General features: G+C 68.0%; 25 protein-coding genes and 1 riboswitch. Of the genes, 15 read left to right on the top strand and 10 right to left on the bottom strand.

The window, feature by feature from the left end:
* Nucleotides 1-159: 159 nt before the first annotated feature.
* A complete protein-coding gene (locus AC07OZ_RS12560; RefSeq protein WP_495467441.1) occupies nt 160-1,101 on the top strand; it encodes an AraC family transcriptional regulator in 942 nt (313 codons plus the stop codon).
* 8 nt (nt 1,102-1,109) lie between these two features.
* Nucleotides 1,110-2,093 carry an AraC family transcriptional regulator gene (locus AC07OZ_RS12555; protein WP_495467440.1) on the top strand — a complete coding sequence of 328 codons (984 nt, stop codon included), beginning with the start codon at nt 1,110-1,112 and terminating at the stop codon, nt 2,091-2,093.
* A 59-nt stretch (nt 2,094-2,152) separates the two neighbouring features.
* On the opposite strand, the gene AC07OZ_RS12550 is transcribed toward AC07OZ_RS12555, so the two are convergent.
* Entirely contained in the window at nt 2,153-2,785 is a 633-nt protein-coding gene (locus tag AC07OZ_RS12550) for a hypothetical protein (RefSeq protein WP_495467439.1), read from the bottom strand.
* Between the two features lie 174 nt (nt 2,786-2,959).
* Nucleotides 2,960-3,799 carry an SDR family NAD(P)-dependent oxidoreductase gene (locus AC07OZ_RS12545; RefSeq protein WP_495467438.1) on the bottom strand — a complete coding sequence of 280 codons (840 nt, stop codon included), beginning with the start codon at nt 3,797-3,799 and terminating at the stop codon, nt 2,960-2,962.
* 541 nt (nt 3,800-4,340) lie between these two features.
* On the opposite strand from AC07OZ_RS12545, the gene AC07OZ_RS12540 reads away from it, so the two are divergent.
* From AC07OZ_RS12540 to AC07OZ_RS12525, 4 genes are all read left to right on the top strand, one after another.
* Nucleotides 4,341-4,511, top strand: a complete 171-nt coding sequence (locus tag AC07OZ_RS12540; protein WP_197507081.1) for a hypothetical protein — start codon at nt 4,341-4,343, stop codon at nt 4,509-4,511.
* Nucleotides 4,512-4,596: 85 nt separating this feature from the next.
* Nucleotides 4,597-4,854, top strand: coding sequence for a translation initiation factor IF-1 (infA, locus tag AC07OZ_RS12535; protein WP_067278543.1), 258 nt, complete (start codon nt 4,597-4,599; stop codon nt 4,852-4,854).
* A gap of 49 nt (nt 4,855-4,903) precedes the next feature.
* Nucleotides 4,904-5,113, top strand: a complete 210-nt coding sequence (locus AC07OZ_RS12530) for an oxidoreductase-like domain-containing protein (protein ID WP_495467437.1) — start codon at nt 4,904-4,906, stop codon at nt 5,111-5,113.
* Nucleotides 5,114-5,323: 210 nt separating this feature from the next.
* On the top strand, nt 5,324-5,806 hold the full coding sequence (locus AC07OZ_RS12525; protein ID WP_495467436.1) for a hypothetical protein: 483 nt from the start codon (nt 5,324-5,326) through the stop codon (nt 5,804-5,806).
* Here AC07OZ_RS12525 and AC07OZ_RS12520 read toward each other — a convergent pair.
* Nucleotides 5,734-6,525, bottom strand: coding sequence for an HAD-IIB family hydrolase (locus AC07OZ_RS12520; protein WP_495467435.1), 792 nt, complete (start codon nt 6,523-6,525; stop codon nt 5,734-5,736). The genes AC07OZ_RS12525 and AC07OZ_RS12520 overlap by 73 nt on opposite strands.
* Nucleotides 6,526-6,607: 82 nt before the next feature.
* A riboswitch (S-adenosyl-L-homocysteine riboswitch) is annotated at nt 6,608-6,706 on the top strand.
* A gap of 102 nt (nt 6,707-6,808) precedes the next feature.
* Here AC07OZ_RS12520 and ahcY point away from each other — a divergent pair.
* The 4 genes from ahcY to AC07OZ_RS12500 all read left to right on the top strand — a co-directional run bounded on the left by ahcY (nt 6,809) and on the right by AC07OZ_RS12500 (nt 10,614).
* Entirely contained in the window at nt 6,809-8,242 is a 1,434-nt protein-coding gene (gene ahcY / locus AC07OZ_RS12515; RefSeq protein ID WP_495467434.1) for an adenosylhomocysteinase, read from the top strand.
* Nucleotides 8,243-8,275: 33 nt separating this feature from the next.
* Nucleotides 8,276-9,007: a TlyA family RNA methyltransferase gene (locus AC07OZ_RS12510; protein WP_495467433.1), complete on the top strand. Its 732-nt coding sequence runs from the start codon at nt 8,276-8,278 to the stop codon at nt 9,005-9,007.
* Complete coding sequence (gene metF, locus AC07OZ_RS12505; RefSeq protein ID WP_495467432.1) at nt 9,004-9,843, top strand: methylenetetrahydrofolate reductase [NAD(P)H]; 840 nt, start codon at nt 9,004-9,006, stop codon at nt 9,841-9,843. Before AC07OZ_RS12510 ends, metF begins: the two co-directional genes overlap by 4 nt.
* 129 nt (nt 9,844-9,972) lie before the next feature.
* Nucleotides 9,973-10,614, top strand: a complete 642-nt coding sequence (locus AC07OZ_RS12500) for an OmpW/AlkL family protein (protein WP_495467431.1) — start codon at nt 9,973-9,975, stop codon at nt 10,612-10,614.
* A gap of 10 nt (nt 10,615-10,624) precedes the next feature.
* On the opposite strand, the gene pepQ is transcribed toward AC07OZ_RS12500, so the two are convergent.
* Together pepQ and AC07OZ_RS12490 are read right to left on the bottom strand one after the other, a co-directional pair.
* The gene (pepQ, locus tag AC07OZ_RS12495; protein WP_495467430.1) at nt 10,625-11,959 is read right to left on the bottom strand and encodes a Xaa-Pro dipeptidase; all 1,335 of its coding nucleotides are present in this window, start codon (nt 11,957-11,959) and stop codon (nt 10,625-10,627) included.
* A 20-nt stretch (nt 11,960-11,979) separates the two neighbouring features.
* Nucleotides 11,980-12,573, bottom strand: coding sequence for a 5-formyltetrahydrofolate cyclo-ligase (locus AC07OZ_RS12490; protein WP_495467429.1), 594 nt, complete (start codon nt 12,571-12,573; stop codon nt 11,980-11,982).
* 106 nt (nt 12,574-12,679) lie between these two features.
* Here AC07OZ_RS12490 and AC07OZ_RS12485 point away from each other — a divergent pair, with 106 nt between their 5' ends.
* Nucleotides 12,680-13,240 (top strand): TfoX/Sxy family protein, encoded by a 561-nt coding sequence (locus tag AC07OZ_RS12485; RefSeq protein ID WP_495467428.1) that lies wholly within the window; start codon nt 12,680-12,682, stop codon nt 13,238-13,240.
* On the opposite strand, the gene AC07OZ_RS12480 is transcribed toward AC07OZ_RS12485, so the two are convergent.
* On the bottom strand, nt 13,185-13,547 hold the full coding sequence (locus AC07OZ_RS12480) for a DUF2917 domain-containing protein (RefSeq protein ID WP_331613804.1): 363 nt from the start codon (nt 13,545-13,547) through the stop codon (nt 13,185-13,187). The two genes, AC07OZ_RS12485 and AC07OZ_RS12480, sit on opposite strands and share 56 nt — an antisense overlap.
* Before the next feature lie 126 nt (nt 13,548-13,673).
* Here AC07OZ_RS12480 and AC07OZ_RS12475 point away from each other — a divergent pair, with 126 nt between their 5' ends.
* On the top strand, nt 13,674-14,657 hold the full coding sequence (locus tag AC07OZ_RS12475) for a LysR family transcriptional regulator (RefSeq protein ID WP_495467427.1): 984 nt from the start codon (nt 13,674-13,676) through the stop codon (nt 14,655-14,657).
* A 75-nt stretch (nt 14,658-14,732) separates the two neighbouring features.
* Here the strand turns inward: AC07OZ_RS12475 and AC07OZ_RS12470 are convergent, their stop codons facing one another.
* Nucleotides 14,733-15,350: a 5-formyltetrahydrofolate cyclo-ligase gene (locus AC07OZ_RS12470; protein WP_495467426.1), complete on the bottom strand. Its 618-nt coding sequence runs from the start codon at nt 15,348-15,350 to the stop codon at nt 14,733-14,735.
* 11 nt (nt 15,351-15,361) lie between these two features.
* Here AC07OZ_RS12470 and AC07OZ_RS12465 point away from each other — a divergent pair, with 11 nt between their 5' ends.
* Both AC07OZ_RS12465 and AC07OZ_RS12460 read left to right on the top strand, forming a co-directional pair.
* Nucleotides 15,362-17,452 (top strand): lytic transglycosylase domain-containing protein, encoded by a 2,091-nt coding sequence (locus AC07OZ_RS12465; RefSeq protein ID WP_495467425.1) that lies wholly within the window; start codon nt 15,362-15,364, stop codon nt 17,450-17,452.
* A gap of 50 nt (nt 17,453-17,502) precedes the next feature.
* Nucleotides 17,503-18,204: a glutathione S-transferase family protein gene (locus AC07OZ_RS12460; RefSeq protein WP_495467424.1), complete on the top strand. Its 702-nt coding sequence runs from the start codon at nt 17,503-17,505 to the stop codon at nt 18,202-18,204.
* A 69-nt stretch (nt 18,205-18,273) separates the two neighbouring features.
* Here the strand turns inward: AC07OZ_RS12460 and AC07OZ_RS12455 are convergent, their stop codons facing one another.
* Entirely contained in the window at nt 18,274-18,546 is a 273-nt protein-coding gene (locus AC07OZ_RS12455; RefSeq protein ID WP_495467423.1) for a hypothetical protein, read from the bottom strand.
* Between the two features lie 160 nt (nt 18,547-18,706).
* On the opposite strand from AC07OZ_RS12455, the gene AC07OZ_RS12450 reads away from it, so the two are divergent.
* Nucleotides 18,707-19,948 carry a multifunctional CCA addition/repair protein gene (locus AC07OZ_RS12450; protein ID WP_495467422.1) on the top strand — a complete coding sequence of 414 codons (1,242 nt, stop codon included), beginning with the start codon at nt 18,707-18,709 and terminating at the stop codon, nt 19,946-19,948.
* Between the two features lie 14 nt (nt 19,949-19,962).
* Here AC07OZ_RS12450 and AC07OZ_RS12445 read toward each other — a convergent pair whose 3' ends face one another.
* Nucleotides 19,963-21,144, bottom strand: a complete 1,182-nt coding sequence (locus tag AC07OZ_RS12445) for a histidine kinase (protein WP_495467421.1) — start codon at nt 21,142-21,144, stop codon at nt 19,963-19,965.
* 170 nt (nt 21,145-21,314) lie between these two features.
* A complete protein-coding gene (locus tag AC07OZ_RS12440; RefSeq protein WP_495467975.1) occupies nt 21,315-22,400 on the bottom strand; it encodes a class I SAM-dependent methyltransferase in 1,086 nt (361 codons plus the stop codon).
* Nucleotides 22,401-22,407: the final 7 nt, after the last annotated feature.

The following is a 22,407-nucleotide window of genomic DNA, read 5'->3' as shown; positions in this document are numbered from 1 at the left end:
CGATGGCCGGACGGCCGCCGCGATGACCGAGAGCTTAGGAATCCGCCCCCCTCCGCAACCAGCGCAATGCTCGCCCATCCTTGCCCGATCCTCCGGAACCCGCTCCGCCGCGCTCGCGGGCGCTGGCGGCGCGCGCGAGGGACTTGCACAATCCGATGCATGGTCGCACCCACTCCGATTCCCCTCGCCGACGGCTTCCCCGACGCGCTGCAGGCCCTGCGCGCGCAGATGGTGGATCTGACGCTCCGGCACATCGACAGCGAAGGCTCACGCCCCACCGCCATCCCCTGCCTGCACCTGATCAAGGCCAGCTGCAGCATGCCCAAGACCGCGCCGGCCTTCTACGAGCCCGGCCTGGCCATCGTGCTGCAGGGGCGCAAGAAGGTGGAGCTCGGCACCGAGACGCTGTACTACGACCCGCTGCACTTCCTGCTGGTGTCCATGCCCATGCTGCCCAAGGGCGGCGTCATCGAGGCGACGCCGGACAAGCCCTACCTGTGCGTGCGCATCGACTGCTCGACCGCGACGCTGGCGGAGCTGATGCTCGAGGTCGGCCCGGCCAGCACCGACGCGTCGCCGTCGGCGCAGTCGGGGCTGAACGTCGCGCCGGTGTCGGAGTCGCTGCTGAGCGCCGCGCTGCGGCTGATGCAGCTGCTGGACAACCCGTCGGACCAGCGCGTCATGGCGCCGCTGCTGCAGCGGGAGATCTTCTATCGCGTGCTGACGGGCCCGCTCGGACCGCGGCTGCGCGCGCTGGCGCAGCAGGACAGCGCGACACGCCGCCTGTCGCGCGCGATCGACGAGTTGAACCGCCGCTTCAGCGAGGCCATCAGCATCGACGAGCTGGCCGAGGTCGCGCACATGAGCGCCTCGACGCTGCATCAGCGCTTCAAGCAGCTGACGAGCATGTCGCCGATGCAGTACCAGAAGCAGCTGCGGCTGCAGCATGCGCGCCGGCTGATGCTCGGAGAAGGGCTGGACGCGGCGGCGGCGGCGCACCAGGTCGGCTACGAGAGCGCCTCGCAGTTCAGCCGCGAGTACCGCCGCCTCTTCGGCACGCCGCCGCGCGCCGACATCGAGCAGCTGCTGCGCGCGGGATGAACGCCCCCATGCCCGATACCGAGGCGCTGAGCGCGCTGCTGTCACGCCATGCGCCGCGCGAAGGCGTCTGGCCGACGGCCCTGCCGCGACTGTGGATCATCCGGCTCGACGCGCCCGGCGGTGAACTCTCCCATGCGGTGCAGCCGGCCTCGCTCTGCGTGATCGCGCAGGGCGCGAAGGAAGTGCGGCTGGGCGAGGAGCGTTATGCCTACGACGCCGCGCGCTTCATGGTGTTCACCACCGACCTGCCGGTCAGCGCCCGCGTGACCGAGGCGACACCGCAGCGTCCCTACCTCTGCCTGCGCCTGGATTTCGATCCCGAGGAGGTCGCGGAACTGGTCGCGCGCAGCGGCCCGCCGCGGTCGTCGCGCACGCCGGTCACATCGGCGCCCGCATCAACGCCCGCAACCGCGCCGACCTCCGCGGCGAATGGCGAGACGGAGAGCGGCGACGATCCGGGTCGCGGCCTTTTCGTCAGCGCGGTCACCGCAGAGATGCTCGACGCGTCCGCGCGCCTGATGCGGCTGCTCGACCATCCGGAAGACCAGGCCGCGCTCGCAGCCATGGCGATGCGAGAACTCGTCTATCGCGTGCTGCGCAGCGAGCAGGGCGAGCGTCTGGCGCAGGTCGCGCGCGCCGACAGCCAGACGCAGCGCGTCCACCGCGCGATCCGCTGGCTGAAGACCCACTACGCGCAGCCGCTGCGCATCGAGTCGCTGGCGAAGGAGGCGCACATGAGCGCGTCCTCGCTGCATCACCACTTCCGCGCGCTGACGGCGATGAGCCCGCTGCAGTACCAGAAGCAGCTGCGCTTGCAGGAAGCGCGCCGGCTGCTGATCGCCGAGGGCCTCGAGGTCGCACGCGCGGGCCATGCGGTCGGGTATGAGAGCCCGTCGCAGTTCAGCCGTGAGTACAGCCGCCTCTACGGCGCACCGCCGTCGCGCGACGCGGCGAAACGGCGCGACACGCCGGCCTCGCGATTCACGGCCTGAGCGTCGTCGCGATACGGTCGATGCCGGTGGGACGCGGTGCCTTCAGGCTCATTCCAGGATCATTTGTTGAAGCAATTGCCCGCCATCGCGGGCGCATCCTTCAAGCGATCGTCCGTCGGGTTGAGCGCGGCGACGCGGTTCTCATAGACCCGCGTGCATTTGCTGCCCTGACGGATCACCTTGGAGCCCGAGCCGCTGGTCGACACGCTCGACACGATGGGCAGGGTGCCGGCGGCGTCGGCGATCGCGGACTCGATCGTGCGCGGCGCGCTGTGGGACCGATCGTCGTTGCGGATCTGATCGGCCATGCGCACGCGCGCATCGCTCGCGGGAACGGACTTCGGCAGCGCGAGGTTGAGCGTCGTGCGGCCGTTGCCGGGCGGTGCTGAAGCGCCGGAGGCCGGCAGGGCCGGCACCGCCACGGTCTGGATCGAACCCGACGGCGGCGCGGCGGTGATCGTGACCTCCGGCGGCGCCACGAAGATCGGTGCGGGAACGTGTTCTCGAGGACGCGACGGGACGTACTTGCCGACCCACCTGTCGTCGAAGGCCGACGGATCGTCGACGAGCTTCGGAGTGACCTTCACCAGCAGCAGAGGCGCCATCTGGTGGCCGAGCAAGTCCGGCCGCACCGTCAAGGTCCCGCGCCACAGCAGCAGCAAGGCGAGCGCCTGCACGAACAGCGCAGCCATCCCCGCGATCCGCCGCCGGCTCCGGCCGGCGGGCTCCCAATGCGCCACCGTCATGACGGCGTGCCGCGTCCCTCCATCGCGCCCTCCCTGGCGGACATGTCCTGGGGCGGGATGGTAGCCGCGCCCCGTGACCGCTGCCGGAGGTCAGTTCAGCTCGACGCGACGCCGCTCGACTCAGACGTCGTCGCGGTCGAGCGAGGCCGACAAGCCCGCGTGCGCTTCCACCTCCGCCATCCGCTGGCCGAAGGTCTCGCGCGCCATCCCCAGTGCGTCCGATCCCGCCACGAAATGCAGCGGCGGCGCCGGCATCGCGGCCAGCTCGATGAACGCCCGGCCCAGCTTCGCCGGATCGCCAGGCTGCTGGTGGTTGTAGGCCTCGTAGGTGGACAGCGGCGGCGTGGGCAGCGTCGCGTAATCCGCAATCGACTGCGAGCCGTAGCGGACCGAGCTGGCGTCCAGGAAGTCGGTGCGGAAGAAGCCCGGCTCGACCACCGTCACGCGGATGTTGAAACCCGCCAGCTCGGGCGCCAGCGAGGCGGTGAAGCCGTCGACGGCGAACTTCGTCGCGCAGTACACCGTCGCGCCGTCGAAACCGCGGAAGCCGCCCACCGACGCAATGTTCAGGATGTGCCCGTCGCGCTGCCGGCGCATCACCGGCAGCACCGCGCGGGTGACGTGCATCAGGCCGAAGACGTTGGTGGCGAACTGCCGTTCGATGTCGGCGGCGCTGATTTCCTCGAACAGCCCCAGCTGCCCGTAGCCGGCGTTGTTGACCAGCACGTCGATGCGGCCGAAGCGCGCCACGGCCTGTTCGACCGCATGGGCGGCGTCGGCTTCGCGGCTGACATCCAGCGGAAGACACAACACGTTCTCGCCGTGGTCGGCATACGCCGTCTTCAGTGCGTCGACGTTGCGGCCGGTGGCGACGACGCGGTCGCCGGCAGCCAGCGCCGCGCGGGCGATCTCGAGACCGAAACCGCGGTTGGCGCCTGTGATGAACCAGATCTTGCTCATGGGATTCCGTCCTTCAGGGGATTCAAGGCCGCGGCATCAGGAGCCGGGCCGGTGTTGGGGGGGGCGGATGAATCGTAGGAACGGGGCGGCGATCGCACGTGCCCGTTCCGGCGCGGCGCTTGCACGATCCGCCGAAGGGGCGCTTGGGCTCCTCCCCACACCCGGGGTCGCGGGAGATGCAGGAATCCGGCGCTTGGGCTACAATCGCCGCTTGACTCGCACAAGACCACCCTCTTCAGGTCTTCTTCTGCAGCCCCTCCGGTCCCTCCCAAGGACACTTCTGCGAGCGGCTCGCACCAGCATCACCCCCCGGTTCGTGCGCTTGAGCGTTTCTGGTTTCGGCCTGTCTGTTCGCCATTCGGCTGATCGGCATCAGAAACCACTTTCCGTGCCCCTTCTGTTCGTATCATCGAATAGCAGTGACACACCTTCCCACACCGCGCCAAGACGGTTGCTTATTGCGATTGCCTGTCAAGGCGCACACCTCAAAATAATGATGCATAACAAACGCATTGAGGTGGGGCGATTCCTTGTCTCACCGATGACCAAACCCCATGCCGACGGCGGATTCGCCGCGGCCGTCTCGATCCAGTCGGGACGCGGCATGGCCAGCATTGATCGTGTCATGCGATTCGTGCCGACCTTCGAGACCCGCCGCGCCGCGTTGCGCTATGCGGAGACCGAAGGCACCGCCTGGGCGCGCAGCCACTGAGCCGCGCGCCGCTGATATCCAGGGCGAAGGCCTGCGGCAGACCGCGGCTGGCGCCGTTTTCATCTTCAAGAATGGAGCAAGCCGTATGGCCAAGGAAGAACTGATCGAAATGCAGGGTGTCGTCAACGAAATCCTGCCGGACTCGCGCTTCCGCGTGACGCTGGAAAACGGCCATCAGGTCATCGCCTACACGGGCGGCAAGATGCGCAAGCATCACATCCGCATCCTGGCCGGCGACGCCGTCTCCCTGGAAATGTCGCCGTACGACCTGACCAAGGGCCGGATCACCTTCCGTCACCTGCAGCGTTCGAACCACTCGGGCCCGCCGCCGGTCCGTCGCTGACGCGCCTTGCCGCGGGAGGCCACGGCCTCCTGCGGGAGCATCGCCAGCCATGACCGACGTCCAGACCGATTCCGCCGCCGTCCCTGCCTCGCTCGAGGCGGGCGACGATCCGATGCCCGTGCCGCCGCCGCAGCCGGACATCGATGCGTGCTGCGGCAACGGCTGCGACCCGTGCATCTTCGACCTGCACGATCTCGCGATGGACGCGTACCGCCAGGCCCTGCGTGCCTGGAAGGTCCGCCATCCCGAAGCCTCCTGAACGTCGGAGTCCTGACGATTCTCCGAACCCCACCCGAAGGGCCGCCTCGCGCGGCCCTTTTCTTTTTGGACACCCCTTGGCGGGGTGTTTTCGTTTCGTGACGTTTTCGGGGACATCCCCCGATTCAGAACCGGCTCCCCCTGGCCGACATCAAGGACAGGCGCCGTACTTGCCACAACGGCGCGGTGCTCCCGCCCTCCGGAGGTCTCGATGTTCATGACCGGCCAGAACCGTTTCCACGTCGCGCATTCGGACGCGCAGGCCAATCTGCGCTTCGCGCTGGCGCGATTGAGCGCCGATTGGCGGGGCCTCGATCCGCTCGGGCTCGAGATCCTGCTGCGTCACCTGCTGATGGCGGAACACCGCTGCATGCCGCATCCCAGCGTGATGCGCGAGCGCCCGACCAACCGATGGCTGCTGCCGCGGCTGCGCCGTCGGCGGATCGACGTGGCGGAGCGCCTGATCGCCGTCGGGGGACGGGTCAGCCACGCGGCGCTGGCCCGCGTGCTGCCGCGCGGTCATGATTGGCCGGGCGTGTCGGCGCTCGTCGGCCGCCATGCGTGGGACCCGGTCGAGGGACGCCAGCCGCGGCCCCACCGCCCGGCCGTCGAGGAGACGGTCTACCCGCGTGCCGACAGCAGCGCCCGGGCCACTTCCGCGAAGCCGTCGCCGCGCTCGGTCGCGGTGACATAGGCGGGCGGGTGATCCAGCATCGGCAGGAAACGCGCGATGTTGGCCACCCCCACCGACAGCGGCATGCGTTCGAACATCACTTGATCGTTCGTCGAGTCGCCGACATAGACCCACTCGGCCGGATCGAAGTCCAGGCCCGTCAGCCGTTTGACCGCCCAGTGCGCGGCGGTCCACTTGCTGTGATCGCCTATCCAGCCGTTCACGTGGATCGAGCTAACCGTCGCCACCAGCCCATGCGCACGCATCCGGTCGCAGACGGCGGCGATCGCGTCGTCGGCGAGCGTCGTGAACTCGCTGTGGTCGATCGCGATGTCGGTCAGACGGCCCGCGCTGTCGCGCGCGAGCACGGCGCCGGGCACGGTCGCCACGATCTCGCTCGCGCAGGCTTGCAGCCGCGCGAAATTCGTCAACCGCGTGGCGTCGTCCTGGGCGAATTCGGTCGTCAGCGCCAACCCCTCGCGGTGCAGCAGCACCCCGCCGTTCTCAGCGACGATTCCTCTGACGGGCCAATCCATCGCGAATGGCTCGCTCCAGCCGGCGGGCCGCCCCGTGATGGCGATGACCGGCACGCCGGCCGCCTGCAGCCGCTGCAGCGCCTCCAGCGCGGCGGGTGCGATGGCGCCATCCGCCGTCAGTGTGTCGTCGATGTCCGTCAACACCCCGCGCAGGGGGAACCAGGCCGCGCGAGGGCAGTCGCTCAGCGGGGGGATCGTTCGCATGGGGGGCGATTGTGGCCCCGGACACAACGCCGTCATCCAGGCGACGCACGGAACAAAACGGAACATGACTACAATCGCGCCCTGTTCCGAGGAGCGTTGCGACCTCCCATCCCATCGAGGCCAGGCTCGGAACCGCCGCGCGGCGACACGTCCGCGGCAATGGCAACCGCGCTCACCCGTCGACCCTTCGCAGGCCGGGTGAGGACCGAGCGGCAATCGCCCTCTCCGCTTCTCCCCGCTTCCTGACCGCTGGTGTCGACGGCCCTTCTTCGCAGGAGTCCGCATGAACGCCCAACTGAAGCCGCTGGCCCAAGACCAGTACCTGATCAAAGACCTGTCGCTGGCCGACTGGGGCCGCAAGGAGATCAAGATCGCCGAGAGCGAGATGCCCGCGCTGATGGCCATCCGCGAGGAATACGCCGCCGCGCAGCCGCTCAAGGGCGCGCGCATCACCGGCTCGCTGCACATGACGATCCAGACGGCCGTGCTGGTCGAGACGCTGCAGGCGCTGGGCGCCGAAGTGCGTTGGGCCTCCTGCAACATCTTCTCGACGCAGGACCACGCCGCCGCCGCGCTGGTCGCCGTCGGCACGCCGGTGTTCGCCTACAAGGGCGAGACGCTGGAGGACTACTGGGACTACACCCACCGCATCTTCGATTTCGGCGCCAAGGGCACCGCGGGCGAAGGCCCCAACATGATCCTGGACGACGGCGGCGACGCGACGCTGCTGATGCACCTGGGCCAGAAGGCCGAGAAGGATCTGTCCGTGCTGGCCAACCCGGGCAGCGAGGAAGAGCGCATCCTGTTCGCCGCGATCAAGAAGAAGATCGCCGAGGACGGCACCTGGTACACCCGCAAGAGCGCCGAGATCATCGGCGTCACCGAAGAGACGACCACGGGCGTGCACCGCCTGAAGGAAATGTCGGCCAAGGGCACGCTGCTGTTCCGCGCGATCAACGTCAACGACTCGGTCACCAAGAGCAAGTTCGACAACCTGTACGGCTGCCGCGAGTCGCTGGTGGACGGCATCAAGCGCGCCACCGACGTGATGATCGCCGGCAAGATCGCCGTGATCGCCGGTTACGGCGACGTGGGCAAGGGCTCCGCGCAGGCGATGCGCGCGCTGTCGGCCCAGGTCTGGGTCACCGAGATCGACCCGATCTGCGCCCTGCAGGCCGCGATGGAAGGCTTCCGCGTCGTGACGATGGAATACGCCGCCGACAAGGCCGACATCTTCGTCACCACGACCGGCAACAAGGGCGTGATCCGCCATGAGCACATGGCCGCGATGAAGCACAACGCCATCGTCTGCAACATCGGCCACTTCGACAACGAGATCGACATCGCCTCGATCGAGAAGTACGAGTGGGAAGAGATCAAGCCGCAGGTCGACCACGTGATCTTCCCGGACGGTAAACGCATCATCCTGCTGGCCAAGGGCCGTCTGGTGAACCTGGGCTGCGGCACGGGCCATCCGAGCTACGTGATGTCGTCGAGCTTCGCCAACCAGACGATCGCGCAGATCGAGCTGTTCGCGCACAAGGACGCCTACGCCGTCGGTCAGGTCTACGTGCTGCCCAAGCACCTGGACGAGCACGTCGCCCGCCTGCAGCTGAAGACGCTGAACGCGCAGCTCAGCGAGCTGACGGACGAGCAGGCCGCCTACATCGGCGTGTCGAAGTCGGGCCCGTACAAGCCCGACACCTACCGCTATTGATCCATTGACCCGAGACTGACCCGAGACCCGACCATGCGTGCTGACCAGCTGCTTCTTTCCCTTGGCCTGGCGCCCACGCGCTCGGCCGCCCAGCGGCTGATCGACGCGCGTGCGGTCGAGTGGGAAGGCCCCAAGGGCTGGACCGTCGTGCGCAAGTGCGGCGAGGACCTGCTGGAGACCACGCCCCTGCGCGTGACGGACGACGCCGAGCTGCGTTACGTCTCGCGCGGGGGGCTCAAGCTCGAAGGCGCGCTGGCCAAGGTCGGCGTGTCGGTGGCGGGCCTCACGGCGCTGGACATGGGCCAGAGCGCGGGCGGTTTCACCGACGTGCTGCTCAAGGCGGGTGCGACGCACGTGACCGGCATCGATGTCGGCCACAGCCAGCTGCATGAGACCTTGAAGGCGGACCCGCGCGTGACCGCCCATGAAGGCATGCACGTGAAAGACTACGTCCCCGCAGAGCCCTTCGATCTGGTCGTGGGCGACCTGAGCTTCATCTCGATGATCGGCACGCTCAAGCACGTGGTCGGCTGGCTCAAGCCGCAAGGCCAGGCGCTGCTGCTGATCAAGCCGCAGTACGAGCTGGGGCCGAAGGCCTTGAACAAGAACGGCATCGTCAAGGACAAGTCGCAGTACGCGGTGCTCAAGGAGCAGGCCGTGGCGGCCGCCGAGAAGCGCGACCTCGTCGTCCGGGGCTGGTTCGAAAGCCCCGTCACCGGCGGCGACGGCAACACCGAATTTTTCATCTGGGTACAGAAACCATGACGACGCCTGTCAGCATCGAATTCTTTCCGCCCAACACGCCCGTCGGCACCGAGAAGCTGAAGACAGTCGTGCAGGAACTGCGCGCGGTGAATCCGCAGTACTTCAGCGTCACCTACGGCGCGGGCGGCTCGACGCGCGAGAAGACGTTGTCGACCGTCGCGGACATCGCCTCGCAAGGCTTCGACGCGGCGCCGCACCTGTCCTGCGTGGGCTCGACGCGCGAGAACATCGCCGAGATCCTCGCGACCTACCGCGAGCAGAACATCCGCCGCGTCGTCGCGCTGCGCGGCGACCTGCCCAGCGGCACGGCGACGGCGGGCGAGTTCCGCTACGCCGCCGAGCTGGTGCGCTTCATCCGCGAGACGCAAGGCGCGGACTGGGACATCGAGGTCGCCGCCTATCCCGAGTACCACCCGCAGCAGCGCTACGCCGCGCGCGACCTGCAGTTCTTCGCGGACAAGGTGCGCGCTGGCGCCAGCGGCGCGATCACGCAGTTCTTCTACAACCCCGATGCCTACTTCCATTTCGTCGATGCGACGCGGGCCATCGGCGTGGACGTGCCCATCGTGCCGGGCATCATGCCGATCAACAACTTCGCGCGCATCGCGCAGTTCGCGCAGCGCGACGGCATCGAGATCCCGCGCTGGGTCGCGCTGAAGATGGAAGGCTACATGGACGACGCCGCCTCCGTGCGCGCCTTCGGCCTGGACGTCGTCACCCGGCTGTGCGAACGGCTGATCGCCGGCGGCGTGCCGGCGCTGCACTTCTACTCGCTCAACCAGAGCGCGCTCACGCTGGCGTTGTGCGAACGCCTCGGCTTCACAGCGAAAGCTTGATAAGGCGCAAGCGCCCCGCGCCATCAACAGGAACCGCTCCGGTTCACCGCCGTTCCTTGTGAACGGTCAAGGTTCTCGAGGAGCGGCACGCGTTCAATCCCGGTCATCCCATTGACCAGGAGTGATCGCATGTCCCGCACCCGCACCCCCGCGCTTTTCCGTCCCTCGATCGCCGTCGGCGTCGCACTGGCCGCGCTCGCCACCGCGATGGCGCCATCGGCCCACGCGCAGAGCAGCCCGTGGGTGTTCCGCGCCCGCGCGGTGAACATCGACCCGGCAGACAAGGACAGGACCGGCCTGGGTCTGTCGCTCAGCCGCAAGACGATCCCGGAACTCGACTTCAGCTACTTCCTCGCGCCGAATTGGGCCACCGAGCTGGTCCTGACCGTGCCGCAGCGCCACACGCTCTACAGCAACGGCACGCGCATCGGCTCGGTGAAGCACCTGCCGCCGACGCTGACGCTGCAGTACCACTTCAATCCGGAAGGGACCTTCCGCCCGTACGTGGGCGCGGGCCTCAACTACACGAGCTTCTCCGGCGTCCACTTCGATCCCGCGGTGCAGGCGGCACTGGAGCCGACCATCAAGAAGCACAGCGTCGGCCTGGCCGCACAGGCCGGCTTCGACGTCATGCTCAATCAGCAATGGTCGATCAACGTCGACGTGAAGAAGGTCCAGATGGACACCGAGGTCCGCTCCAAGGGAACGAACGTCGGGAAGTTCAAGATCGATCCGCTGCTGGTGGGCGTGGGGGTTGGATACCGGTTCTGACCGGCTCTGATCAGTTCAACGCCGCGAACGCATCCCGCGTCAGGTTCTCCGGCGCGCCCGTCTCGCGGCAGGCGACGTCGTCCTCGATGCGGACGCCGCCGAACGCGCTCAGGTGCTTCACCAGCGCCCAGTCCACGTTCGTCGACGCGGGCGTCGCGCGCAGCTTGTCCAGCAGCATCGGGATGAAGTACAGCCCCGGCTCGATCGTCACGACCATGCCGGGCTGCAGCACGCGCGTCAGGCGCAGGTACGGATGGCCCTCAGGCTTGGCGATGGTGCCGCCGTCCTCGCCGGCCATGAAGCCGCCGATGTCGTGGACCTGCAGTCCCAGCAGGTGGCCGATGCCGTGCGGCAGGAAGGTCGAGGTCACGCCTTGCGCGAGCATCGCCTCCTCGTCCATCTTCACGATGCCGAGCTGACGCAGCACGCCGGCCGTCTCGCGGTGCGAAGCCAGATGGATGTCGCGGTAGTCGACACCGGCACGCACGCGATCGACCAGCCGCAGTTGGGCCGCTTCCATCGCATCGATCAGCGCCTGGAAGGTCGCGTCGCCGTTGCCGGTCGTGCGCGTGATGTCCGACGCGTAGCCGCAGCTGTGCGCGCCCGCGTCCACCAGCAGCGACAGCGATTGCGCCGGCGCCTGCTGGTCCTGGTACTGGTAGTGCAGCACGGCAGCGTGCTCGTTGAGCGCGACGATGTTGCCGTAGGGCAGGTCGCGCTCCGCGAAACCGCAGGCTTCCAGATACGCGTTGTGGATGGCCGCCTCCGAACGTCCCTCGCGGAACGCGCGCTGCGACGCCAGATGCGCCGTCGCGCCCAGCGCCGATGCCTCGCGCAGGCGCAGCAGCTCGTAGCCGGTCTTCGCGGCGCGCGCGTAGTGCAGCGGGTTCAGCACCTCGGGCGGGTTGTTCGGGACGATGTCGCCCAGCGCCGCATCCGCCTCGCCGACGATCGCCAGCGTGCCCGGCACCTGCAGGTAAGGCAGCGCGTCCTCGGCCTTGCGCACGATGATCAGCTCGAAGTGATCGACCCAGAAGCCGCTCGGCGCCTCGGGCGGCACATGCCAGTAGTCTTCGGGCTGCACGTAGACGAGACGGGGCTTGTGCCCGGGGCGGATCACCAGCCAGCTGTCCGGATGACGGATCAGCGGCACCCACAACTTGAAGTGGGGATTCGGCTGGAAGACGTAGGGCCGGTCGTCGAGGAAGGCGAACTTCTCAATCCCCGACGCGATCAGCAGCGCGTCGAAGCCACCGCGTTGCAGCGCGTGTTCGGTGCGGCGCTGCTGCTCCGCGAGGTGCGCCTTGTAGAGGTCGTTCAGGGCGTGGGAATCAACGGAACTCATGGCTGGACTCGAGGCGGCATTCATGCGCGGGAATTCTCCCAGACGACCCCCATCTCGGTCAGCATCGCATCGAGCCGCACGTCGTTCGGCTGGGCGGTCAGCGTCGGTTGGAAGCCGTGGCTGAAGCCGACGCCGACGACCACCGGACGCGGCTGGATCTGCGCGATCGTGCGCAGCATGAAGCCGCCGCCGTAACCCATGCGGACGCCGCCCGGGCCGTAGCCCAAGCAGGGCAGCAGCAGCAATTGCGGATCGAAGGCCTCGGTGTCCTTGGGCTTGGTGATGCCGGTGGCGTCCTCTTCCATCGGGCAGCCCGGGTACCAGACGTGGAAACGCAGCCGGCCTTCCTCGCGATCGACGACGGGCAGGCCGATGCGGCGGTCGCCGTCGACCTCGCTCCAGCGGTACAGCGCCGGCAAGGGGTCGAATTCGCCCTTGATGGGCCAGTAGGCGGCGATGCGCTTTTCCTTGCGCCCGACCAGCCAGACGCGCAGCACGCCCTGCACGACGTCGGCGAGTTCAAGGCGGCCCGGCAGGTCCAGGCGTTCGCGGATCAGGCGCTCGCGCAGCGCCTGGCGGTCTTCGGAGATCGGCAGCTTGTCGTTCGGATCCATCCAGCCCATTCGCCTTTCCTAGCGGACCCGACGGGCCCTGGAGCGGACCATTGTGGCCGCCTCGCGGACGGGGCGCCAGAGGTCAACTGGCGCTAGAGTCGCCGCCATGGCACGAGGCACCACGACCACGGGAACCGTCCGCCGCATCACCGGCGCCGGCGCGGACTTCGCGAATCACTGCATGGAGTTGCTGACCCCGCTCGGGCCGGTGCTGGCGCGGCGGATGTTCGGCGGCTTCGGGCTGTACGTGGACGGCCTGTTCCTGGCCATCATCAGCCGCGACGAGCTCTACCTGAAGGCCGACGCCGCGAGCCAGTCGCGCTACGTGGAGGCTGGCTGCGAGCCGTTCCGGTACTCGAAGACCGGCAAGGACGGGCGACAGGAAGTCGCCAGCCTGAATTACTTCCGGCCGCCCGAGGAGACGCTCGAATCGCCCGCACTCATGCTGCCCTGGGGGCGGCTCGCGATGGAGTCGGCCTTGCGCTCCGCCAACGCGAAACCGAAGGCCAGGACGCCGAAGAAGAGCGCCGGCACCAGCGCCGAGCCGAGAACCGTCAAGAAGGAGAAACCGGTCAAGGCACTGAAGGGCGTCACGGCTTCGGCTCCGACGATCAAGCGTTCGCCAGGCGCTGGCCGAACAGCTGCCCGAAAGAAGGCAGGCGGCTGACGACACTGCGCGCCAGCTTGTTGGCGCACACCTGCGGCGGCACCATCAGCTGGAAGCGGGCGGTCGGCCAGGCTTCGACGACGAGCTCGGTGCCGCTGGCGACTTCCAGCGTTTCACCGGCCGACAGCCAGAAGTCCTGCGCCGGCAGGTTCAGGTCGCCGCGCTGCGTCACCCAGACGCGGCCGTCGAGCACATGCAGTTCACGGCGGCCCGGGCCGATGGGCAGGCTCATGGCCTCGCCCTGCGACAAGGTCCACGCGGCGTCGTCGCGGCTGACCTGGATTGATGACTTTTGCATGACATTCATGATCTGCTCCTTGTCCCCCGGGCGGTCCGCGCACCGGCGGCCTTCCTCGTGGACATGGTGCAATCCTAGGGTTGACCCGGACGTTGGTCCAATGAGTCTTGTCGCGTCGATTGATACCATTCACGCATGAATCCGCCTCGTCATCGCCCGCTCGCCGTCGGTTCGCTGCGTGCCTTCGAGGCGGTGGCCCGGCGCCTGAGCTTCAGCGCCGCCGCCGAGGAGCTCTACCTGACCCAGTCCGCCATCAGCCGCCAGATCCGGTCGCTGGAAGAGGAACTGGGGGCGACGCTCTTCAAGCGCGGCACCCGCCACGTCGAGCTGGCGCCGGACGGCAAGCTGCTGCTGTCGGCCGTGGAGCCGATGCTGGAACGGCTGGACAGCACCGTGCGGCAGATCCGCTCGACGCGGGGCCGGCGCGTCGTCAACGTGACGACCTTCGCCTCCTTCGCGTCGCTGTGGCTGATCCCCCGGCTGGAGGCCTTCCAGCGCGAGCACCCGGACATGGACATCCGCGTCTCGGCGCTGGATCAGCTCGTCGAGATCGACGACAGCGAATTCGACGTCGCGCTGCGCTACGCCGCGCCCAACCGCGTGGCGCCGTCGGCGCAGCGGATGTTCGGCGAGATGTTGACGCCGGTCGTGAACCCGTGGGTCGCCAAGCAGGCGCAGGAGGGCCAGGGCCCGCCGCTGAGCCAGGCGGCCGACCTGCGGCAATACACGCTGGCGGAGGAGGACGACCAGCGCCCCAGCGGCCTGTTCCTGAGCTGGCGGCGCTGGCTGGCGCTGCATGGCGCGCCGGACCTGCAGCCGCGGCGCTGGATGTACCTGAACTTCACGTATCAGCAGATCCAGGCGGCGGTGTCCGGCCAGGCGGTGGCGCTGGCGCGGCTGCCAATGATCTATGAGGCGCTGGAGCGTGGGGAGCTGGTCGAGCCTTTCGGTGATGCCGGACGCACCGATTGCCCGACGGTCTACTGGCTCATGATGTCGGAGCACGGCCGGGCGCGGCCCGAGGTCGTCGAATTTGCGCAATGGATCGGCGAGCAGGCGGCGATCACGCGTCGCGCGATCGGGGAGCCGGATCCGCCCGTGGATGAGAACTCGGGCTGAAAAGGCCTTGGTACTTCCACCGCCGCTGGCCCTCACTCCCACCCTCTCCCGCAAGCGGGAGAGGGAGCAAGAGGTTCAGGGCGCGATGAGTTCGCGCTCGGTCAGCACGACTGTCAGTGCCTGGTCGTGCGGCTGAACCTCGAAGGCTGCTTCACAGCAGCTCCACCCCAGCCCGATCGTCGTGACCCCCGGATGCGCCTCGATCCAACGGTCGAAGTAGCCACCGCCGTAACCCAGTCTGAACCCTTCCCGCGTGTAGCCCAGGCACGGGACCAGCAGCACCTCCGGCACCAGCACCGGGCCAGTGGAACTGGGAATGCCGCACTCGTCCTTCACCGTCGGCTCCTGGCCATCCCAGCGCCGGAACGTCATCGCCGCCGGCCCGTGATCGCCGGCTTTACGCGCGAAGGGCAGTGCCAATTGCATTTCCCCCCCGAGCTTGTGGGTCGAGGCCCAGGCCGCTGCGTTAAATTCACCCTCCAGGGGCCAGTAGAGGCCGAGGGTCAGCGGCTCGAGCTGGCGCAGCAGCGGAAGCAGCTGCTCGCCCAGCTTGTCGGCCGCGAGACGCGCCTCGGCACCGGCCCACCATTCGCGGCGGCGCGCCAGCAAGGCGCGACGCAACTCGCTTCGCTCATGGGGCCAGGTCTTGCCGGTTGTGCCGGAGGCTTCGGGGGCCGTGGGGGAGTCACTCATCGCAGGTCGGCATGAAGTTCGCTCGGATCACTGTAACCGCCCTCGCCTCCGCCACCGTGACCGTTTCGGCCACCGTCGGCGCCCTCGGTCTCCTCGGCCTGACCGCTGCGGTCACGGCGTCAACCGCCCTCGCGCAGTCGAGCACGACCTTCAACGTCGTGCCCAACGCCCTGCCGCCGCTGCCGGACCTGGTCACCGACGCCCGCGAGGCCTGGCGCGTCCGGGACCGCTCGCGGCTGGCCGCGATGCGGCAGGCGGCCTTCGACCAGCAGCATCCGCTCGCGCCCTGGTTCGACTACTGGGAACTGAACGCCCGCCTGTCCGAGGCCCAGCAGCCCGAGCTCAACGCGTTCTACGCGCGCTGGCCCGGTGCCTATGTCGAGGACCGGCTGCGCAACGACTGGCTGCTGGAGCTCGGACACCGCCGCGACTGGATCAACTTCCGCCGCGACCACGCCGCCTACAAGATGCAGGACGACCGCGAGGTCGCCTGCTACGCGATCCTGGCGGATCCGCCAGGGCGCGACCTGCGCGATGCCGCGCGCGCTGCCTGGTTCGCGCAGCGCGACGCGGACGAGGGCTGCAACATGCTGGCGACCACGTTGCACGAGAACGGCCAGTTCAAGGACTCCGACGTCTGGCGCAAGCTGCGCTTCATCGTCGAGACCAACAAGCCGCGCGCGGTGAAGCAGGCGGGGGCGCTGCTGTCCAAGCCCGACCAGGAGGCGCTGGCCGAGCTGATGGAGAAGCCGGACCGCTACCTGAAGCGCAAGGCCGCGGCCTCGCCGCGCGCCAAGGCCGAGCTGACGATGCTGGCGCTGATGCGTCTGCTGGCGACCGACTACGACAAGGCGGACGACGACGTGCGCCGCTGGGCCGCCAAGCTTCCGAACGACCTGTCCGCCTGGCTCTGGGCCCAGTACGGCAGACAGGCGGCGCTGCGGCTGAAGGACGAGGCCAACGAGCACTTCGATCGCGCGCTGAAGCTGCAGGCGAAGCTCGGCCCGATCGAATGGAGCGACGACACGATCAGCTGGATCGCGCGCGCCGCGCTGCGCGGTGACGCGGGCGCGAGCCGGCCCGAGCAGTTGATCGCGGCGATCGCGCTGATGAAGCCGTCGGACCAGAAGGACATCACCTGGCAGTACTGGCGCGCGAAGGCACAGCAGCAGCTGGCGCCGACCGGTCCGCCCGGCGACGCCCAGCGCCGCGAGGCGCAGGAGACGCTGCGCGCGATCGCCTCGCCGCTGAGCTTCTACGGCAAGCTGGCCGCCGACGAATTGAAGCTGCGCCTGCCGCTGCCGCCGACGCCCGCCGATCTGACGGCGCCGGAACGCGCGCAGGCGCTCGCGAATCCGGGCATCCAGCGCGCGCTGATGCTGCTGGCCGTGGGCCTGCGCAGTGAAGGCCAGCGCGAATGGAACTTCAGCCTGCGCGGCCTGTCGGATCGCGAGCTGCTGTCGATCGCACAGGCCGCTTGCGAACGCGAGCTCTGGGAGCGCTGCATCCAGACCAGCGAGCGGACGAAGACCGAGATCGACCTCGCCCAGCGCTTCCCGATGCCTTACCGCGCGGACGTGCTGAAGCAGTCGACGGCCGTGGGCCTGGACCCGGCCTATGTCTACGGCCTGATCCGGCAGGAGTCGCGCTTCATGATGGACGCCCGCTCGCACGTCGGCGCCGGCGGCCTGATGCAGGTGATGCCCGCCACCGCGAAGTGGACGGCCAAGAAGCTGGGCGTCGAGTTCAGGCCCGACATGCTGCACGACCGCGACACCAACCTGCGCCTGGGCACCGGCTACCTGAAGCTGGTGATGGACAGCTTCGAGGGCTCGCAGGCGATGGCCGCGGCGGCGTACAACGCCGGCCCGAACCGGCCGCGCCGCTGGCGCGACGGTCCGCAGCTCGACGCCGCGATCTGGACAGAGAACATCCCCATCTGGGAGACCCGCGACTACGTGCGCAAGGTGCTGTCCAACGCGACGATCTACGCGCAGTTGATGGGCCGCGAGACCGGCACCGTGCTGCGCGACCGGCTGGGCCGTGTCATCGGTCCGGCAGCAGCCTCGGCGCCGGACATCCCGGCCAACGGCACGAACTGACCCCGGCGCGCCGGCGACGGCGCCCTTCCCCTTTCCAGAGAGCTTTCCTCATGCAGCTGATCATCGGCAACAAGAACTACTCGTCCTGGTCGATGCGCCCGTGGGTGCTGATGAAGGCGCTGGGCATCGATTTCCTGGAGCGGATCGTCCGCTTCGACTTCACGCCCGATTCGGCCTTCTATCGCGAGATCGGCACGGTCACGCCGGCCGGCAAGGTGCCGGTGCTGGTGGACGACGGCCTGGCGGTCTGGGATTCGCTGGCGATCGTCGAGTACCTCGCCGACCGTTTCCCCGAGAAGGCCGTCTGGCCCCGCGACACCCGCCAGCGCGCGCGGGCGCGCTGCCTCTGCGCCGAGATGCACAGCGGCTTCGGCCAGCTGCGCAGCCACTGCATGATGAACATCGACGCGGACCTGTCGACCGTCGGCGCGCGGCTGCTGCAGACCGAGGCTGGCCTGCGCAAGGACCTCGCCCGCGTGGTGGAACTGTGGACCGACGCGCTCACGCAGAGCGGCGGCCCCTTCCTGTTCGGCGAGTTCGGCGCGGCGGATGCGTTCTTCGCGCCGGTGGTGATGCGGGTGACGCGGTACGGACTGCCGTTGCCGGCACCGCTGAAGGCCTACACGGCCGCCGTGGAAGCCGCGCCGGGCGTGCGCGAGTGGATCGCCGATGCGATGGCGGAAAAGGACTTCCTGGACTTCGAGGAGCCCTACCGCGACGTCAGCGGTCCGGTGCCGGTGCTGAAGGCCTGAAATGAAAAACCGCCCTGGCTACCTGTGCGGGCAGGCGGCCAAAGGCGGCGAGGTGGACCGGACGCGAGATCAGTTGTCGCGGCGGCGGCGGACCATGAACCCTGCGGCGAGAAGGCCGCCGAGCATCATGGCCTGGTTCGTGGGCTCGGAGACGAAGGACGGCACGACGGCGTCCGCACCTTCTTGCTCGTTGACATCTGCCAGCTGCGCGGGGGCGGGCTGGCTCTGCCGGGTGAAACTGGTGTCAGCGGCGACGTGCACGGAGTTCGTGTCCGGCGCTTGCTCCTGCGCCTGGGCGGCGAGACCAATTCCGCCCAGCAGGAGGAGAAGAACAGACTTCATTCAAGATACTCCCTACTGCTATGCCGGCCTGCCTGACTACAACGTCTCTCTCGGTAGCTGGCCCGTTTGAACAGGCACTGGTGTGCAGGTGGCATTGGTGAATATACGGATAGAGAGACTACTTGAGCTATCCCCTTCATCGGGGATGCTGCGCCGCAACATGAGTGATCAGATGTATCTCGTCGGGGGAGCCGTCCGGGACGCGCTCCTGGGGTTGCCCGTCCAGGACCGCGATTGGGTGGTGGTGGGAGCGACGCCCAAGTCCTTGATCGACAAGGGATTTATCCCTGTCGGCAAGGATTTCCCGGTCTTCCTGGATCCCGTGACCCATGAAGAGGTGGCATTGGCCCGGACGGAGCGCAAGACCGCCGCCGGGTACCACGGCTTCCAGTTCCACACGGACCCGGATGTCACGCTGGAAGAGGACCTGGCTCGCCGGGATCTGACGATCAACGCCATGGCCCAGGCGGAAGACGGGACGGTCATCGACCCGTACGGCGGTCGGCGCGACCTGGAGGGTCGGGTGTTGCGTCACGTGTCGGAGGCCTTCGCGGAGGACCCGGTGCGGATCCTCCGGCTGGCGCGTTTTGCGGCGCGCTTCGGCGACTTCACGGTGGCGCCGGAGACGATGGCGCTGATGCGCGGCATGGTGGCCGCCGGTGAAGCCGATGCCCTGGTCGCCGAGCGCGTCTGGCAGGAAGTCGCCCGCGGCCTGATGGAGGCCCACCCGGCGCGGATGATCGAGATCCTGCGGGACAGCGGCGCGCTGGCGCGCATCGCGCCGGAGTTGGAGCGGCTTTTCGGCGTGCCCCAGCCCGCGGCGCATCACCCTGAGATCGATACCGGTGTCCACGTGCTGCTGGTGCTGCAGGAATGCGCCCGCGTCGAGGCGCCGCTGCCGGTGCGTTACGCCTCCCTGTGCCACGACCTCGGCAAGGGCACGACGCCCGAGGAGGAATGGCCGCGCCACCTGAAGCACGAATCACGCGGCGTCGAGCTGGCGGCCGCGCTGTCGCAGCGATGGCGCGTGTCGTCGGACTGCAAGGAGCTCGCGGAGTTGGTCGCGCGCGAGCACACGCATGTGCACCAGAGCCTGGACTTCAGCGCGGAGGCGCGCCTGCGCCTGATCGAGCGCAGCGATGCGCTGCGCCGGCCGGAGCGCTTCGCGCAGTTGCTGCTGGCCTGCGAGTGCGACGCCCGCGGCCGCACGGGCTTGCACGACCGTCCTTACCCGCAACGCCAGGCCTTGCTGCACGACCTGCGCGCGGTGCAGGCGGTCGATCAGGCGGCGATCTCTTCAGCCGCGCTCGCGGCAGGCAAGAAGGGCCCGGCCATCGGTCAGGCGATCCAGGAGGCGCGCAAGGCCGCGCTCAAAGCGTGTGAGAGCGATCGCCCGCGCTGAGGTCGTAGCTCCTCTTATCCCGGGGACACCGCAGCTTCAGGCTGAAGGACGGTCCTCGAAGCTTCGGGTTGCGACAGCACATCAACGGGATCGAGCACCCCCTCCAAATAGCTCGAGTAGCGCTCATGCAGATGCTTGAGCGCTGCGCCCTTGTCGGCTTGGTAGGCCAGCCGCTCCTGAAAGAACTGCATGCGGGCCCGGTTGTCGTCGAGCACCTGACCCCATGTCTTGATGTGGATGGACACGTTGTCGTTCTGATGAACGAGACCGGTCGATGTATTCCGGCCGATCTTGAATTTCCCCACGGGACCGATGTCATCGCTGATCACCCAGAACACCCAGTTCACATCGACGTTGCGGAAGCGTTCGTCAGCGGTCACGGAGGCGGCATAGCACTCAATCTGAGAAATCTCGTCGCGGTCGATCTTGACGGAGGGCGCCTTGAGTTCCACAACGAGGTGAGTCAAGTCGTTGGCGCGATAGCGCCGGGTCTGCCTCGACAGCATCAGGTCGACGATGCCGCGCGTCTGGGAGACATGCTTGACTGGTGCGCCGATGACGACGTCCTCTCCCAACAGCGCTTTGTGCTTGCGCAGCACTTCGGTCAGCGACATGTCGTCGACGGAGAGATGGAACTCCTCACCGAAGAGCCAGGGGTTCTCGGCGAGGATCCGATGCAGTTGGGCCCGCTCCTTCAATCGCTGCTTCGGTCCCTTGTCGAAGAGGATCGCTTCAAGGCCGTTCAGAAACTTGAGCCGTTCCGAGACAACCCTCGCCCCGTTGATGATTGAAGACATCGAGCCCTCACGCAGCAGTTCGGCAAGTTCCTCCTGCTGGCGCATGGGGAGGTTCAAGACCTCGGTCAAGATCAGTTGAAGATCCTCGGGCCCCTTCTCGATGGCCTGACGAAGCATCCGAAGGTGGAGGGCCTTGCTCCTCGGCGCGGCACCTTCGAAGTCGGGAAGATAGCGGGCAACATTGAGGGCGACGATGTCGAAGACCTGCCGCTCGATCAGCTCGAGCTGGGTCGCGGGTTCATCGTCAGGGAACGGATAGATCTTCTCCGCCTTCCATTCGGCGACGAAGCTGCGCGCTTCCTGCGCCGCGATCGCACGCAAGTGGCTTTTGTTCAGATCGAACGCCCGACGTCCGGCGATCCTCGATTGAACCTCGATTCGAAATTCTTCTGGCTGCATGACACCTCGCTTCATTCGCTGCTTCGCGCCGGTGTGGCGCATGCGAATGGAGAGGTGATTGAACAATGCCTGCGGAGACTCGAACGCCCTCCAGACCTGCGGCTAACTGATGTCAGTCAGGCTCGATTGAAATCCCATCAACATGAGTCACTCACGTTGTCGCGCCGCGCTCACAACGTATGCGACCGATCGCCCGCGTTGAACCCCAACGCATCGAACCCCTCACCCGGCGCGAAGCCGATGACCTTGAACAGCTCGCCCATCTCGTGTTCGGCAATGAGCCGGTGCGCCATGCCGCGTTGCGCGAGGTCGGCGCCGCTCATCAAATCGACCAGGCCGCAATTGATCAGGAAGTTGGCCTGGCTCGTGTAGCCCAGCACCATCAGCCCCGCGTCCTGCCCCGCCAGCGCGATGCCGGTGAAGTTCACGTGTGCGGTGATGTCCTTCTGCCCCGGAAGCGTCAGCGGGTCGGGATCGGACCGGTGCAGGTGGTGGCACATCACGGTGCCGCCGGTGCGCTGCGGGTGGTAGTACTCCGACTCCGGGAACCCGTAGTCGATGAAGAAGGCCGCGCCTCGCTTCAGGCGCTCCGCAAGCGTGCGCACGAACGCCTCGGCCTGCGGATGGATCTCCGTCACCGTGCCTGGCACGAAGCCCACATCGTGCTCCGGCGGCGTCGGCGGACGCGCATCGCCGGGCCGGTCGTCGAAGGACAGCATCTCCTGATCGTCCATCGTCACGCCGCGTTGCAGCCAGTGTTCACCATCCCAGCGCAGCAGCTCGACCGGGATCGCGTCCAGCAGCTCGTTGGCGACCAGCACGCCGTGGATCTCGTCGGGCCAGCGGTCCAGCCATTCCACCCGCGGCGCGAAACGCGCCAGCCGTTCCGCCTGCCGCTCGCGCAGCGTGCCGGACAGATCGACGATGAAGTACTTCGACACCGGCGTGCCCGCCGCATCCAGCGTCTCCAGCAGTTGTGCCGCCAGCGCGCCGCTGCCGGCGCCGAACTCGATCACCGTGTCCGTGCCGCTGACCGCCAGCGCCTGCGCGACCTGCTTCGCCAGCGCCCGCCCGAACAACGGCGACAGCTCCGGGGCCGTCACGAAGTCAGAGCCCTGCTGGGGCATCGTGCCGAACTTGCGGCGCGCATTGGCGTAGTAGCCCACGCCCGGCGCGTACAGCGCCAGGCTCATGTAGCGGTCGAACGGCAGCCAGCCACCGGCGGCGGCGAGTTCGTCGCGCAGCAGCGCCGTCATCGCCGGG

The organism is Roseateles sp. GW821-FHT09G03, from assembly GCF_059416045.1.
Note: the sequence above shows the minus strand (reverse complement) of the source record. Positions and strands in the feature narration are given on the sequence as shown.